Source organism: Alicyclobacillus contaminans DSM 17975 (assembly GCF_000429525.1).
Taxonomy (GTDB): Bacteria; Bacillota; Bacilli; order Alicyclobacillales; family Alicyclobacillaceae; genus Alicyclobacillus_A; species Alicyclobacillus_A contaminans.
Genome location: NZ_AUCA01000036.1, coordinates 17,196 through 32,788, shown reverse-complemented (window position 1 = coordinate 32,788; position 15,593 = coordinate 17,196). Strand labels below are relative to the sequence as shown.

Annotated in this window: 18 protein-coding genes; 13 read left to right on the top strand and 5 right to left on the bottom strand. The window is 57.7% G+C overall.

The features are described 5' to 3' along the window. On the top strand, positions 1-293 hold a 293-nt coding region (locus G463_RS0113060; protein WP_026975531.1), incomplete at its 5' end, for a group II intron maturase-specific domain-containing protein. Positions 294-382: 89 nt separating this feature from the next. Here G463_RS0113060 and G463_RS0113055 read toward each other — a convergent pair. Further along, positions 383-1,045, bottom strand: coding sequence for an SGNH/GDSL hydrolase family protein (locus G463_RS0113055; protein WP_035487257.1), 663 nt, complete (start codon positions 1,043-1,045; stop codon positions 383-385). 132 nt (positions 1,046-1,177) lie between these two features. Between G463_RS0113055 and G463_RS0113050 the strand changes: the two genes are divergently transcribed. Continuing rightward, positions 1,178-1,405, top strand: coding sequence for a hypothetical protein (locus G463_RS0113050; protein ID WP_035487242.1), 228 nt, complete (start codon positions 1,178-1,180; stop codon positions 1,403-1,405). Positions 1,406-1,415: 10 nt separating this feature from the next. Here G463_RS0113050 and rnz read toward each other — a convergent pair whose 3' ends face one another. The 4 genes from rnz to G463_RS0113030 form a co-directional block, all read right to left on the bottom strand. After that, complete coding sequence (gene rnz, locus G463_RS20365) at positions 1,416-2,378, bottom strand: ribonuclease Z (RefSeq protein WP_051322290.1); 963 nt, start codon at positions 2,376-2,378, stop codon at positions 1,416-1,418. Positions 2,379-2,415: 37 nt separating this feature from the next. Next, positions 2,416-3,753 (bottom strand): beta-aspartyl-peptidase, encoded by a 1,338-nt coding sequence (gene iadA, locus G463_RS0113040; protein ID WP_035487239.1) that lies wholly within the window; start codon positions 3,751-3,753, stop codon positions 2,416-2,418. Positions 3,754-3,919: 166 nt separating this feature from the next. After that, on the bottom strand, positions 3,920-4,528 hold the full coding sequence (locus G463_RS0113035; RefSeq protein ID WP_026975527.1) for a superoxide dismutase: 609 nt from the start codon (positions 4,526-4,528) through the stop codon (positions 3,920-3,922). 93 nt (positions 4,529-4,621) lie between these two features. Beyond that, a complete protein-coding gene (locus G463_RS0113030) occupies positions 4,622-5,710 on the bottom strand; it encodes a quinone-dependent dihydroorotate dehydrogenase (RefSeq protein ID WP_026975526.1) in 1,089 nt (362 codons plus the stop codon). Between the two features lie 225 nt (positions 5,711-5,935). On the opposite strand from G463_RS0113030, the gene G463_RS20360 reads away from it, so the two are divergent. The 11 genes from G463_RS20360 (at position 5,936) to sufU (ending at position 15,574) form a co-directional block, all read left to right on the top strand. Continuing rightward, positions 5,936-7,555, top strand: a complete 1,620-nt coding sequence (locus G463_RS20360) for an APC family permease (protein ID WP_051322286.1) — start codon at positions 5,936-5,938, stop codon at positions 7,553-7,555. A gap of 142 nt (positions 7,556-7,697) precedes the next feature. Then, complete coding sequence (locus G463_RS20355) at positions 7,698-8,252, top strand: sigma-70 family RNA polymerase sigma factor (RefSeq protein ID WP_245575908.1); 555 nt, start codon at positions 7,698-7,700, stop codon at positions 8,250-8,252. Then, entirely contained in the window at positions 8,245-9,204 is a 960-nt protein-coding gene (locus G463_RS0113015) for a hypothetical protein (protein WP_026975524.1), read from the top strand. Before G463_RS20355 ends, G463_RS0113015 begins: the two co-directional genes overlap by 8 nt. A gap of 15 nt (positions 9,205-9,219) precedes the next feature. After that, positions 9,220-9,486 (top strand): hypothetical protein, encoded by a 267-nt coding sequence (locus tag G463_RS0113010; RefSeq protein WP_026975523.1) that lies wholly within the window; start codon positions 9,220-9,222, stop codon positions 9,484-9,486. Positions 9,487-9,597: 111 nt separating this feature from the next. After that, positions 9,598-10,716, top strand: coding sequence for an alanine dehydrogenase (gene ald / locus G463_RS0113005; protein ID WP_026975522.1), 1,119 nt, complete (start codon positions 9,598-9,600; stop codon positions 10,714-10,716). A 138-nt stretch (positions 10,717-10,854) separates the two neighbouring features. Further along, positions 10,855-11,229: a cupredoxin domain-containing protein gene (locus tag G463_RS21855; RefSeq protein WP_156900209.1), complete on the top strand. Its 375-nt coding sequence runs from the start codon at positions 10,855-10,857 to the stop codon at positions 11,227-11,229. Positions 11,230-11,316: 87 nt separating this feature from the next. Continuing rightward, positions 11,317-11,625, top strand: a complete 309-nt coding sequence (locus G463_RS0112995; protein WP_026975521.1) for a metal-sulfur cluster assembly factor — start codon at positions 11,317-11,319, stop codon at positions 11,623-11,625. A 217-nt stretch (positions 11,626-11,842) separates the two neighbouring features. Next, entirely contained in the window at positions 11,843-12,628 is a 786-nt protein-coding gene (gene sufC / locus G463_RS0112990; protein ID WP_026975520.1) for a Fe-S cluster assembly ATPase SufC, read from the top strand. A gap of 12 nt (positions 12,629-12,640) precedes the next feature. Next, the gene (locus tag G463_RS0112985) at positions 12,641-13,936 is read left to right on the top strand and encodes a SufB/SufD family protein (RefSeq protein ID WP_035487237.1); all 1,296 of its coding nucleotides are present in this window, start codon (positions 12,641-12,643) and stop codon (positions 13,934-13,936) included. Further along, the gene (locus G463_RS0112980) at positions 13,933-15,165 is read left to right on the top strand and encodes a cysteine desulfurase (RefSeq protein ID WP_026975518.1); all 1,233 of its coding nucleotides are present in this window, start codon (positions 13,933-13,935) and stop codon (positions 15,163-15,165) included. Before G463_RS0112985 ends, G463_RS0112980 begins: the two co-directional genes overlap by 4 nt. Next, entirely contained in the window at positions 15,152-15,574 is a 423-nt protein-coding gene (gene sufU, locus G463_RS0112975) for a Fe-S cluster assembly sulfur transfer protein SufU (RefSeq protein ID WP_026975517.1), read from the top strand. Before G463_RS0112980 ends, sufU begins: the two co-directional genes overlap by 14 nt. Positions 15,575-15,593: the final 19 nt, after the last annotated feature.

The following is a 15,593-nucleotide window of genomic DNA, read 5'->3' as shown; positions in this document are numbered from 1 at the left end:
TGGCGTACTACCGGATGGCAGAGATGAAGGGGCGCTGCGAACGGTTCGATGAATGGATTCGGCGCAGGCTGCGAATGTGCATATGGAAGCAATGGAAACGAGTGCGCACGCGGTATCGGGAGCTACGCGCGTTGGGGCAACCGGAGTGGGTGGTCCACATGACAGCCAACTCACGCCGAGGGCCGTGGTTCATGGCGAGGATGCTGAACCAAGCCATGGACAAAACGTACTTTGAGCAACTGGGGCTGCGCAGTCTTCAGGCGAGATACCTTACGCTTCGTGGAGTTTCATGAACCGCCGTATGCGGACCCGCACGTACGGTGGTGTGAGAGGACGGGGCTAGGCGCCCCCTCCTACTCGATCAGGCGCTGCGAACGACGCGTCATGCGAGCAGGGGATGCAGAACAGACGCCAGTCCTTCCGCAATCACGCGATGGCCCCGATTGTTGGGGTGAATCGGCGTGGGGTGACTGGAGAGCGCATCGGTCAAACGACCGGATCGGTATCCTGCGATGAGCTCTGTCTGGCGCCCCTCAAACCAGGCGTCCGTCGGTGCGAGGGCGGCATGCGTCTGATGCGCCACCGTGTGGGTGACCTGGTTCAGGGCGGACAGGGCTTCCGTTGCGATGGGGCTGTTCGGAAAAGGATTGTACTGCGTGCACACGACCACGTTCGCTTTCCCCACAGTGCGAACCGTACGTATCAGCGTTTCCAAGTCTTTTCCATATCGCGTCAGCGCGCGCGACACCACCTGCGCGGGGGCACCTTGAAGTCGGGTGATGCCGCTGTATGCCAGATCATCGCCGCCAATCCAAATGATGACCACCTTGGCCGCTCTGAGGGGCATTGTACCGGCCTCCCAAACTGCGGCAACCAGGTCTCTGCTGGTCCATCCCGGTTGGGCCAACACCTGACCGTGTACCTCGGATCGAAAAAGGGATCTTCCGTGAAGCAGTCGATCCAGCTGGGGGGGGTAGCCCAGTGTCGCCTGCGTAGCCCCGAGGCCTGCGGTGATGGAATCGCCGAGCGCAACAAACGGAATCATCGGTATCACCTCGCTTGGCTGCATTCGGCTTCCCACACAGTGAACGCGGACCCGTGGACGGATGGCACGGTGAAAACCCACGTCCTCATCCTGCCCTGTGCTAGACTGAGGTGGAAGAGGAGGGGGGAGGCCGTGGTGAAGAATTACCATTGCTGCGCGACCTGCCGTCATTTCGCCATAGTTCGCGAACATGACAAAATCCAGCCGCGCTGTACGCGGTTGGGCTATGACACGAAGACCCATTATCAGTTCCACTGTTGGGATCCGCGGCCGGACATTGCGGAGAAGATGAAACAGCAGTCGGTGGAATCCCCCTCGTCGCAGGAAGGCTCGGAACATGAAGGGCAGGCGGGGGGCTAGCGTTTTTCCGTCATTCACGGCCGGGATGTGGAGGAGAACTTTCGACGGAGCCGCTGCGAACATCCACGGACAAGTTCCAGAAGTCTTCCGCCAAATAGGTTCGCGGATGAATGGATTGCGCTTCGCTCAACAAACGACTCGCATCGTCTGCGTAGCGCGCGCTGATGTGCGTGAGGACCAGTATGTCCACGCCGGCCTCGGCCGCTGTGCGTGCAGCCTCCACAGCGGTGGAATGCCCGTAGCGGTGAGCGAGTTGTTGATGTTCGGACGCGAATGTTGCTTCGTGCACCAGCACATTCGCGCCGCGAGCCAGGTTGATGGCCCGGGACGTGGGGCGGGTATCGCCGAGCACGACCACCGTCCGGCCTTTCCTGGATGCAAAAACATAGTCGTTGGCGTGAAGCGTGCGTCCGTCAGCAAGGGTAACATCCTCGCCACGCTTGAGGCGCCCATAGACGGGGCCCGGCGGAATTCCCTGCTGTTGAAGCCGGACGCGGTCCAGTTTTCCCGGTAAATCCCGTTCGGTCACACGATATCCGTAGGAAGGAACGGTGTGATCGAGTTGGTCGCAGGTCACGGTGATTTGATCGTCCGCGAATACCGCTCCCGGTTGAACTTCCTGAATGTGCAGCGGATACGTCAAATGCGCACAACTGGCCGACAGGACTGACTGGATGTACGTCCTGAGCCCCGGGGGTCCGAACACGCGGAGGGAAGACGTGGCTCCTTGGGCGGATCGGCTGGTCAGGATCCCTGGGAGGCCGTACAGGTGGTCCCCGTGCAGGTGTGTGATGAACACGTGTTCAAGGCGGTGCAACGAAACGCTGGTCCGCAACAGTTGATGCTGTGTGCCCTCACCGCAGTCAAACAACCAGTCGGCGCGGCGTTCTGCCGGCATCCGGAGCACCATGCCCGCAACGTTTCGCCGCTTCATGGGCAGGCCAGCACCGGTACCAAGAAAGAGCAGTTCCACGGTCATCCGCCTCCCACGATGATGTATTGACAAGTTCTCAACAACAGTAGTCGCGACGGGATGGCTGTGGATTGTTATCCGGATGGGGTGGTTCATCGGGATGATCCGGCCCCGGTGAAAGCTGAGCGCGCCCCCGCGCGCTGTCCACAGCGCCAGACTCCGCCTTGGCGCCAGGTGCGCCGGGGATGTCCGCCACATGCTCGAACGTCCCGAACACAATCGGCTCTGTGTCCTTCACCATTTGACGGCCCTTCGAGAACACATGTTGAATGCGATACTGTTGGTCGGTCAAAAAGAAATCGGCATCCATGCGTGGCGAAATCGCGCCTTTGTGCCTGAGTTTGAGGACGCGGGCCACGTTTCGGGTGACGATTTGGACCGCCGTTTCCACAGGAATGTCTTCTTCGACCATCGCATCGCGGGTTTCCTCCCACAGGGTGGCGATGGATCCGATGCCCATGGCGACCAGCTTCCCCTGCGCGTCAAAGATGGGGGAACTCCCGTTGCTGTCCGAACTCATGGTGATGAGTTCCGGACGCACGCCGCTGTCGAGCAATTGGCGAATCGCTCGGGAGGGCTTGATGGAGATGTGATCATGGTCGTCGGGCCGAATCCCTGACGTGATATCCACGAATCCTCCCTCTCTGCCGTAGCGAATGGCTTCCTTGAGCAAATCCGGATTGCGATTGAGGTGAGTCGGCGTGAACACGGATTTCGGCAAGTCCGTCTTCTGCAGCACTTCGAACAAAATGTGCAGGCGGCTGTCATCGTCACCCACATGCAGGTGAAGCACACCGGCTTTGCCGGCCAACAAGCCGCCCACCCGCGCTTCGCTGGCCAGTTCCGCGATGTCGTGTTCGCTGGGATGACTGGATCGAGAATCTGATATGGCAATCTCCCCAATGCCAATCACCTTGTCAATCAGTACGATATCACTGCGCGGCATGCCTGTGATGGTTCGGGTGGGGACCTGGTAGGCCCCAGAATAAATATACGTGGTCACGCCTTCGACATCGAGTCCGTTGGCCTTGGCGAGCAACTCGCGCGTGGATCGGGTGATGCCGTCCGTGCCGAGCACGCCGACCAAGGTTGTCACCCCTGCGGTGGTAATGTGGCTGAGAGAAATTTCTGGCGTCCGGTAGTGAAACCCGCCTTCACCGCCACCGCCCGCCATGTGCACATGCTGGTCAATCAATCCAGGGAACATGAGCAACCCCGCTGCGTCGATGATGTCGACAAGCGGAGCGGCGCCGTGGAAGGACAGGTCTTCTCCGAGGGCGAGGATTTTCCCTCCGCCAATCAACACGTCCTGTTTTCCCATTGGCTGTGGCGCGTAAACGGATGCGCCGCGAATCAATGTCAAAGGTGCAGTCATGATCTCCTCCTGACGAAACACAGGCCCTGCTCGCTAGTGTGTCCAGGAAACTTCGGAAAATTGAATCCCGAGCCCTGTCGAGGCGTCCACAATCAAAACAAAAGGGGCTGCTCCCAGACGCATCTTGCGATGGCCTTGGAGACAGCCCCTTGAAAAGCTTCACGAATTACTTCGCAGCTTCGTAGCGCTTGTTGACTTCCGCCCAGTTGACGACGTTCCAGAACGCCGCGATGTAATCCGGGCGCTTGTTTTGATACTTCAGGTAGTAGGCGTGCTCCCACACGTCCAGACCGAGAATCGGCGTTTTGCCTTCCATCAGCGGACTATCCTGGTTCGGCGTGCTCGTGATGGCGAGCTTGCCATTGTCCACAACCAGCCAAGCCCAGCCGCTGCCGAACCGGCCCGTTGCAGCCTTGGTGAACTCCGCCTTGAAGTTTTCAAAGCTGCCGAAGGTGGCATTGATGGCGTCTGCCACAGCGCCGGTCGGTTCGCCACCGCCATTCGGGCTGAGAATTTCCCAGAACAACGTGTGGTTCGCGTGACCACCGCCGTTGTTGCGGACAGCGGTGCGGATGGATTCCGGAACCGAATCCAGCGACGCCAAGAGGTCGTTCAACGGCTTGTTCTGCAGATCCGCATGGCCTTCCAATGCTGCATTGAGATTGTTGACATATGTAGCATGGTGACGGTCATGGTGAATCTGCATGGTCAGCTCGTCAATGTGCGGTTCCAGCGCATTATACGCGTACGGAAGCGGCGGCAGTTCATGTGCCATGAGAATCCCTCCCATTGAGTTCAAAGGTTGGTCTTGCCATCTATTATCTTATCGGATCTGCAGGATGCTTTCCACTTTTTTCGATGCAATCGCTCATGCATGCACCTTGCTGCCGACCGCTTCGGCAATGTTCGCGAAACCTTCGGCCGCCAGCCGTTGCTGCAGTCCGCGCACAATGTCGCCCACCAGCGCCGGGCCCCGGTAGATGAATCCCGTATACACCTGAATGAGCGAAGCGCCGGCTTGAATTTTTTCATACGCGTCATCGGCATCAAAGATGCCGCCGCTGCCAATGATGGGGAGTCGTCCGTCGGTTGCCCGGTACAGTAGGGAAATGACCTCGGTTGACCGTCGGCGCAGAGGGCGGCCGCTGAGGCCTCCCGTTTCTCGTTGATATGCAGAGGTCAAACCACCTCTGGCCACTGTGGTGTTGGTGGCAATCAGACCGTCCACCCCAGCCGCCTGAAGTTGTACGGCCAATGCGGCCAGTTGTTCATTCGGTAAGTCGGGCGCCAACTTGACGAGGACAGGCACCCAGTGCGGCCGAACCCGATCTTCATGCAGGGCCGCCTGGCGTTTGCGCGCTTGCAAGACCGCTTGGACCAGCGGCAGGAGATGGTGCTCGGACTGCAGATCCCGCAGACCGGGGGTGTTTGGCGAACTCACATTGATGGTGAAGTAGTCAGCCACGCGATACAGCCGATCCACCAACGTGACGTAGTCCGTCTGCGCCTCTTCATTGACTGTCCATTTATTTTTCCCAATGTTCACGCCGATGATCCCCGGGTGTTTTCGTTTAAGTAAATTTTGGTAAACAACATCGACACCGCGATTATTGAATCCCATTCGATTGATCAGCGCCTCGTCCTCCAGCAAGCGAAACAAACGAGGCGTGGGGTTGCCGGGTTGTGGCTGCGGCGTGACGGTTCCTACTTCAAGGAAAGAAAATCCGCAGCGCAGCAATCCATTGACCGCCACCGCGTCTTTGTCGAGACCTGCCGCAAGTCCGACCGGATGAGGGAAGGTGCGATTCCACAGCTTCTGCGCCAGTTCCGGGGCTGGCGGCAGGGATCTGGCGGCGAGGTCCGTGAGACGTGGAAACCGCGACAGGCTGTGCAGCGTCAGGCGATGTGCGGTTTCCGGCGGCAATCGGAAGAGCAAGGGGCGTATCCACGAATACACAAAACATGCCTCCCGTTCTCAAATGGCACATTGTTCATCAGTGTACCACGGTTTGTCTGATACGAGAACACCGCATCGCGAGAATTCGAAATTTGTCGAAAGGATTATATTGACAATATCCGTACTGTTTGATTTATCTGAAAGATGATATATAATGTTACCGAGCCTCTTGGTGGGGTCAAATGGTATTTAGTCGAGTGGTATTTGCAAGAAAGGAGAGACGACATGGAGGGACAAGGAAGCTTTAAAAAGCAGCTATCGCTGATGGATTTGACCTTTCTCGGCATCGGCTCGATTGTCGGTTCCGGTTGGTTGTTTGCGTCGGCGAAAGTCGCCAACACCGCGGGTCCTGCAGCGTGGATTTCCTGGCTGATTGGCGCCATCGCGGTCATTTTGTTGGGTTTCGTGTATGCGGAGTTGGGTGGTTCCATTCCGCGGGCGGGTGGTACGGTTCGTTACCCGGTTTACTCCCACGGGCCTCTTATCGGTTATCTCATGGGTTTTGCGTCACTGATCGCATTTTCGAGTGTTGCAGGCATTGAGGTGGAAGCGGCTCGCCAGTACCTGAGCGGATGGTGGCCCGGATTGACGGCGGATCCGACTTCAGGGCATCCGACAGTGCTCGGATGGATCATTCAAGTGATTTTCCTGGCGATCTTTTTCCTGTTGAATTACTGGAGTGTGCGCGTATTCGGTAAAGCCAACACGGTGATCACGGCGTTCAAGTTCATCGTGCCGACGTTGGCTATCATCACTCTGTTGACCAGTTTTCACGGTGTGAACTTCTCCGTGAAGGGATTTGCTCCCTTTGGATTTACGGGCATTGAATCCGCGGTGTCGACGGCCGGCATCGTGTTCGCATTCCTCGGTTTTCAGCAGGCCGTTGGATTCTCGAGTGAAGCGAAAAATCCGCAGCGCACCGTTCCGCTTTCCATCATCTTGGCGGTATTGCTCTCGGCTGCGCTGTACATTCTGCTGCAGGTTTCCTTTATCGGCGCGGTGCCGACCAAGGATCTGGCTGGCGGCTGGGGGACTGTGAAAGAGCAGTTCAGTCTGCCGTTCCGCGATATTGCACTCGCCATCGGCGCTGGTTGGTTGGCTTGGTTGATCACGTTTGACGCCATCATCTCGCCGAACGGGACGGGGAACATTTACCTGTCGGCCACGTCCCGCGTGGTGTTTGGCTGGGCTCGCAACGGTACATTCTTCCGTCTCTTTGGGAAGGTCGATGAGAAGACGGGGGTTCCGCGGGCTGCGCTGTGGCTGAGTTTCTTCGCGGCTGTCTTCTGGACACTGCCCTTCCCATCGTGGGATGCGATGGTATCGGTGGTCTCCAGCGCAACCGTCCTGACGTACATCGTGGGGCCGGTGTCGCTGCACGCCTTCCGCTTCAACGCACCAAATTTGGAACGTCCCTTCTATCTCAAGGGCATCAACATCATCAGTCCCTTGGCGTTCATCATTGCATCCGAAATCATCTACTGGACCGGTTGGAAGACTGACTCCGGTTTGATTGGCGCGATGCTTGTGATGTTCGTGCTATACCTGCTGTTCTCGAAGTTCGTGCCAAAAGACCAGGTCAGCTTATCGCAGCAACTGAAGTCAACCTGGTGGCTGATTGTGTACTTCGTGGTCATGTTCTTGATTTCTTACTTGGGAACGTTTGACGGTGGCAAAAATGTGCTCAGCGGTCCCTGGGATCAGATCATCGTTGCAGTAATCTCGCTCGGTGCTTATTACTGGGGCGTGAAATCGGCGCTTCCGAAGGCCGTCTTCGACGTCGAATTCGTGGAAGGCGGAGATGACGTGCTTCTCTCCGATGGAGGCCATCCGGCGTCGGTGTAATATGGCAAGAGGACGGACGAACGGTCGGGCGGTGCCCGGCCGTTCTTTTATATCCAGAGACGGCCGGATGGACAGCCTCACAAGGGCGCAAGATGTCACAGAAGTGGGCTGTGCCTCGTCTGATACGTGTGAGGTGCTGGCAGTGGAGGTGAGCTTGGTGGTGGATTCGTCTTCAGCCAGCCCCGAAGACCTGCAGGAGTTGGAACGTTGGATGGATCTGTATGGCCGTGATGTCATGAACACGGCGTACGCATATGTTAAGAACTATCATCAGGCTCAGGACATCACACAGGATGTGTTTTTGCGGGCGTTTGTGAAGCGCGACACCTTTCGCGGTCAAAGCAGCATTCGTACCTGGTTGTTAACCATCACGGTCAACCGGTGCAAAGATCACCTGCGTTCCTGGGCGCAGCGCCACGAGATTCAGGATGATGGGTCCATTGTGTATGTGGAATCCCTGTCGGACACGGAACGTCAGGCGATGGCGAGGGTGGAACGCGACGAGCTTTGGCGTGCGCTCGGACAATTGCCGGTGAAGTTACGGGAAGTGTTGGTGTTGTACTACCTTCAGGATCTGTCCGGACGCGAAATTGCACAGGTTCTCAAGACCACGGAGGCAAACGTTCGAACCCGCCTTCGGCGTGCTCGGCAACAGTTGAAGGAAATTTTCGAGGCGAGGGGGGAAGTGGATGTTTGATGAGCATGATGAACTGAACAAACGGTTTTCATCTATGCCCAAGCCGCCTTTTCCCAACGCGTTGAAGGAACAAATTCTTGCGGAAGCGGGACGCATGAGACAAGGTGGTCGGAAACGCCGCTCCATCCGCTCGTTGGTGGCTTCCATCGGGGCCATGGGCGTTGCCTGCGTATTGGTGTGGGCCGTGTGGTCCATAGTGGGGCGGTTGGCGGTCATCCAATCGCCCACCACAGCGTCTCATCCTCAGGAACATACGGTCTCGTCTGTGGTAGGTCTGCAGACCGCTCCGGTGAGCGTAACCATCGAATCAGATCACGCATCCGGCGCCGCCGATGGAACGGTGAAGGCGACACTTACCAATGTGGGTACCGAAGTGATTCACAGTCGCGATATCATCGGACTGCTGACGTTTGAACAGGGGAATCAGCCGGACATGTTGGTGAATGCCGCATGGGCGGGCTTTGTCAACGGGCCGAATCAGCCGTTGTTGCCAGGTCAGTCGGTTCAATGGTCGTTCCGACCTCTGGGGGTCCCCACGGATGCATCCGGACATTTCCTGGGCAAAGTCAATCTGCTGTTTTTGAAGACCGGTACGGTCAGTCCACGGCAGGCAGACCTGGTGTGGCAGAAGGCGCCGGTTCAAGTCGGGGCCGTCACCGCAACGCCGCGCAAGGATTGGAACGGAGGGCGTTCCTTTTCTGTTCAGGCGACGCTGACCAACCAGGGCGCGGCACCCGTGACCCTGTCGTCGCTGATGGCCATTGTTTGGTTTGGTGGCGATGGTGACTGGACTCATCCGGATGCGGTGCGATTTCTCACCCGCGTGACCGCCGTGGATGGCGAGTCCACAGTTGCATCCGGGCGAACGGTTACGGTACATTGCTCTTTGATTGGACCTGCGTCGCTGGATGTAACGCGTACAGCGGTACACCTCATGTTGATTTGGCAATGATTGGAGCGCAATGGCATGACCACTCGTTTCGGTTTGGATGAATTGGCGGAAATGCTGCACACCCCAGTGGCGGCCGTGCGCGCCGCGGTGGACGATCTGGCGGCCCGCGGCGAATTGACGGCCGAATCCTTCGTCTACGGAGATAAAAACTGGCGCATTGCGCCAAGTGACACCAAGCGGATTCAATCCTGGATAGAGGAGCAGGTGCGTCGCGGACAATTGTCGCTGGACAAACCCACCCGTCGGGTGGTGCGAAAAGTCCGCGTGACATCGGAAGACTAATTGGTAACGATTACAAGCAAAGGCGGACGTTGCGTGTCCGCCTTTGCTTGATCTACACTGAATACGTCTGCAGTGTACACACATTTTATAACCAAGAAGGGAGACACCGCGGTGCTGATAGGTGTACCGAAAGAAATTAAAGACAACGAGAACCGCGTGGCCATTACTCCGGCAGGTGTGCACGCATTTGCCACAGCAGGTCATCGGGTTCTGGTGGAGACCGGTGCAGGCGAGGGCAGTGGATTTTCGGACGAAGCGTATCGCGAAGCGGGCGCAGAAATCGTCTCGAGCGCGGCCGATGCCTGGGGTAAGGCGGATTTGGTGCTGAAGGTCAAGGAACCCCTGCCGTCGGAATACAAGTATTTCCGATCCGATCTTACACTGTTCACATATTTGCACTTGGCGCCAGAGCCGGAATTGACCAAGGCGCTCTTGGAATCGGGTATCACTGCCATTGCGTATGAGACTGTACAACTGCCGGATAGAAGTCTGCCGCTGTTGACACCGATGAGTGAAGTCGCAGGACGCATGTCCATTCAGATTGGTGCCCATTATTTGGAAAAAGCGCACGGCGGCCGCGGTGAGCTGCTGGGTGGGGTACCTGGTGTACCACCCGCGCGTGTGGTCATTGTCGGCGGTGGTATCGTGGGAACCAACGCGGCGCGGATTGCCATGGGACTCGGAGCCGAGGTGACCATCCTCGACACCAACGTGAGTCGGCTGCGTTATTTGGACGAGCTGTTCGGACAACGTCTGCGGACGGTGGTGTCCAATGGATACAACCTGAAAGCGCAAATCGAAGGTTGCGATTTGCTGATTGGCGCCGTTTTGATTCCGGGTGCGCGCGCGCCGAAGCTGGTGACCGCCGAAATGATTCAGGGAATGAATCGCGGTGCGGTGGTGGTGGACGTGGCCATCGACCAGGGCGGATCCATCGAAACGATTGACCGCATTACGACGCACAGCAATCCGACGTTCGAGAAGTACGGCGTCATTCACTACGCGGTGGCCAACATTCCGGGGGCTGTGCCGCGCACATCGACGCTCGCGCTGACCAATGTCACCATTCCTTACGCCGTGCAGTTGGCGAACCTTGGGTTCGAGGCCGCAGTACGGCAGAATGAGGCCCTCGCCAAGGGCGTGAACGTGGTGGCTGGAAAGTTGACCTATGAAGCGGTGGCGCGCGATCAAGGTCTGCCATACACGCCGTTGTCGGAAGTCATCGGCTGAATCGCATTTGCCATCTGGCGATCAACATTTGCTCAGCCTGTGCGTTTTCCTGCTATACTGGAAGCGCACAGGCTTTTCCATATGTACGGACACCGCGTTTTTTGCGGTGCACGGCGTGGAGAAATGGGAGTGAACGGAGTGAAACGTTGGTTGAGTGTGCTTGCGGTGACCGCCGTGTTGCCGTTGGTCACCAGCGCGTGCGGGCAAGGGGGAGGCAGTGATGCGGTGCCGAGCAACGCACAGCGCGTGAACGTGGTGGCGTCCGATTGGAAATGGACGTTGGACAAGACGGTGTTCAAGGCCGGTGTGCCGGTGGATTTTCACGTTCAGTCGGCGGAGGGCGTTCACGGATTCAACGTGGTGGGCACCAAAATCAACGTGACGGTCGCTGAAGGCAAGGCGCCGATTGACAAGGTATGGACGTTCACCAAGCCGGGGACCTATACGATTCGATGCAGTCAGTACTGCGGGTCTGGTCATGACAATATGTTCGTCCAGTTCAAAGTCGAGTGATACCGCCATCGGGAGCGGTTATGGACAAGTCATCTGGAATAAGCTACGGTAAGAGCTGTGGCCATGCCACGAAAGGGAGGGAGCGACATGGTGACGGAAGAGTTGGTCCGCGGCATTCTGACGGATGTGTTGGACCCGGAAATTCAGATTGACATTGTCAACCTGGGAATGGTTTACCGCATCGACATCTCGGAGGATGGGAAATATGTCAAGGTCGTGATGACCCTGACCACCATGGGATGTCCGTTGTTTGACGATATTAAGGAACAGGTGATTGAGAAAATTCAGGGTCTGCCCGGGGTTGAAAAGGTGGACGTGGAATTGACGTTCGATCCGCCCTGGGACAAGGAAATGATGTCCGAAGAGGCGAAGCTGGTGTTCAAGTACCTGTTCTGATCTCGAATCCGAGTGGCTCGTGCTGCGGGTTTGGACAACCGCAGACCGCCCCTTCCATGTGGACCCAAGCGCTGCCCGAAGCGGACGCTTGGGTTTCGTAACATATCCACCGATTTGGTTGCATTTTACGGCAGGTATGGTAATCTAAAATCAAAACATGACTAATGAGGTCAACATTTGTAGTTGGAACTTTAGACGGGAAAGGTTGGTCGGACAGATGGCATCCCCACATTTTAAAATTACGGGCCTGAAAGTGGCCGTGGAAGACAAAGAGATTGTGAAAGGTTTGGACCTGGAGATTCGTGGCGGCGAGATTCACGCCATCATGGGGCCGAACGGTACGGGGAAGAGCACTCTGGCGTCCGCGTTGATGGGACATCCCGCGTATGAGGTGACGGGTGGCCAGGTGACGCTGGACGGGCAGGACGTGCTCGACATGGCGGTGGACGAGCGCGCGCGCGCAGGGCTGTTCCTCGCCATGCAATACCCTGCGGAAGTGCCCGGCGTATCCAACGCGAATTTCATTCGGACGGCGTTGAACGCTCGTCTGGGAGAGGGCAATGAAATTCCGGTGATCAAGTTCCACCGGCAATTGCAGGAAAAGATGAAGTCTCTGAACATCGATCCGTCGTTTGCGGAACGATATCTTAATGAAGGATTCTCCGGTGGCGAGAAGAAGCGGAATGAAATCTTGCAAATGAGCATGTTGAATCCGCGGATTGTCATCCTGGACGAAATTGACTCCGGGCTGGACATCGACGCGCTGAAGATTGTGGCGAAAGCGGTCAACGACCTGCGCTCTCCAGACGTCGGATTCCTCATCATCACGCACTATCAACGATTGCTGGAATACATCGTGCCAGACTTTGTGCACGTCATGATGCAGGGCCGCATTGTGCGCTCCGGCGGCCGCGAGTTGGCGCAAAAGTTGGAAGCCAACGGGTACGATTGGCTGAAGCAAGAACTCGGAATCGAAGACGAAACCGTCGGAGCCGAGGCGTAAGGAGGGCAAAGCATGACGCAGGAATTGTCGACCGTGCAGTCCTGGTTGCAGGAACAAGCGAAAGCGCACGCTGAACCGGAATGGCTGCGACAGATGCGGGAGCGCGCATGGGAGGCCTTCCAGAACGCACCGGTCGTTCGACTGGAAAAAACGGACTTGAGTCGGCGCACCTGGGACGTGGTGCCGCCAGCGGTGGCGGCTGTGGCCGAGACTGGCGCCGAAGCCGGTCAATTGATTCAGTCCTTGACCGAGCAATCGGACGCGTATGTCTACGTTCGAGACGGTCAGGTGGTGCAAGTGCGGGTTCCGGCCGATTGGTCGGAGACGGGTGTCATCGTGGCCGACCTGCATTCGGCTGCGCAACAGCATGCGGACTTGGTGCAGCAGTATCTGGGCCAAGTGGTTTCGGTGGAGGAAAGCAAGTGGTCCGCCTTGAATGCGGCGGTGTGGCAGAGCGGTCTCTTTGTCTACGTTCCACGGCGGGTTTCGGTGCCGGGCACGGTTCATTATGTGGTGGAAGATACGGGCAGTGGCGTCGGCATCGCGCCGCGGGCACTGGTGATTGCCGATGCTGAAAGTCGGCTTGCGTTTGCGGAAGTGCACATCAGCAGTGGAGACAAGCCGTCCGGGCCCGTCCGGAGTCACGTCTTGGAGGTCATTGCGAAGTCGGGTGCTCAGGTGACCGTGGTGACCAATCACGCGTTTCACGCCGGTCCCACCAATTTTTCCACGTCGCGCGCTCGCGTGGAGAACGATGCGTCGGTGGATTGGGTGTTCACGGATGTGGGCGATGGCTTCACTGTGGGAATAGTGGAGAGCGATTTGGTTGGGAGCGGATCGAGATCGACCGTCCGGGCTCTTGGCTTGGGCTACGGGCGTCAACATCTGGATTTGACCGCCAGCATGCTGCACAGAGGAAAATATTCCATCAGCGACATCGTGATGCACGGCGTGCTTCGCGGACGCGCCAACTCGATTTATCGGAGTTCCACGCACATTTTCAAGCATGCGGTGGGGGCAGGCAGCGAACAGCACGACAGAATGCTGGTCCTGGACGGGACCGCCCGCGCGGATGCCATTCCGATGTTGCTGATTGACGAAAATGACGTCCAACGCTGTGGCCATGCGGCGAGCGTGGGACGAATTGACGAATCGCAGATCTACTACCTGATGTCTCGCGGCATTTCGAAGTCTGAAGCGATGAGGATGATCATTTGGGGGCATCTGCAGCCGACGGTGGATGCCATTCCGTCCGAAGCCGTGCGGACGCTGGTGAGGTCTCGCGTCGATGAGGAGCTGAGCGAATGAACGCGCTGGAGATTCGCAAGGATTTTCCGATATTGAATCAGCTAATCAACGGCCATCCGCTGGTCTATCTCGACAGCGCGGCGAGTTCGCAAAAACCGCGGCAGGTCATTGAGGCGCTCCGACATTACTACGAGACGAATCACTCGAATGTCCACCGGGGGGTTCACACGCTCGGTTCGCGGGCGACAGAGGCGTACGAGTTGGCACGGGAAAAGGTGGCGCGATTCATCCACGCTCCGTCCCCGGAGCAGGTGATTTTCACCAGAGGCACCACCGAGTCGTTGAATATGGTGGCGTATGGTTATGCGCGCGCATTTTTGAAACCGGGAGATGAAATTGTCCTGACACCGGCGGAACATCACAGCAATCTGGTGCCGTGGCAGCAGGCGGCAAAAGCCACCGGGGCCACGTTGAAATACATTCCGCTGCAGGCGGACGGCACCATTCGGTTGGAAGATGTTCGTGCCACCGTCTCCGCCAACACCAAGATTGTGGCCATGGCTCATGTATCCAATGTGTTGGGTACGATTCACCCCATTCGCGAAATCGCCGATGTGGCTCACGCGGTGGGAGCCATCATGGTGGTGGACGGCGCGCAAAGCGTTCCCCACCTGCCCGTGGATGTGCAGGCGCTGGACTGCGATTTCCTCGCGTTCTCCGGGCATAAGATGCTTGGTCCCACTGGCATTGGCGTGCTGTACGGCAAGCGCAAGTGGCTGGATGCCATGGAACCCACCTATTTTGGCGGAGAAATGATTGACGTCGTCGAATTGTACGATTCGACCTGGAAGGACACGCCGTGGAAGTTTGAGGGAGGCACGCCGATTATCGCAGGTGCCATTGGCTTGGCGGCCGCCGTGGACTACCTCACCGACATCGGGATGGAGGCGGTGCGCGACCATGACCACCGGCTGGCGGAATACGCGTTCCAACAGCTCAAAGAAATCGACGGTGTAACGATTTACGGACCGGAGGACGGGCGCCAGCGCGGCGGATTGGTGACCTTCAACGTGCTGAATGTACACGCGCACGATGTGTCCACCGTCCTCGATGCGGAAGGCGTCGCCATCCGCGCCGGTCATCACTGCGCGCAGCCGCTGATGCGCATCCTCAACGTGTCGTCGACCGCTCGGGCGAGTTTTTATCTGTACAACACCGAGTCCGACATCGACAAATTGGCGGCGGCTGTGCGCACAGCGAAGGAGTTTTTCCAACATGCACTTGGATGATCTGTATCGGCAGGTGATTATGGATCACTATCAACATCCGAGAAACCAGGGCGAATTGCCGGACGGCATTCGGGTTGATTTGAAGAACCCCAGTTGCGGCGATGAGATCTCGCTGCGCCTGAAGGTGGAGAATGGCGTGGTGTCGGATGTTCGATTTGAAGGCACGGGTTGCTCCATATCGATGGCTTCCGCGTCGATGATGACGGAGGCCATCAAGGGGCAGCCAGTGGAAACGGCGCTCCAGTTGAATCGTTTGTTTCGCGCCATGATGAAGGGCGAGGACGTGGACACCGACGCGCTCGGGGATTTGGAGGCGCTGCACGGGGTTTCGAAGTTTCCCGCCCGAATCAAATGTGCCACGTTGGCGTGGCAGGCGCTGGAGAAAGGTGTTCAACCCAATCGGGAATGAAGCGGGAGGATACCGCTGT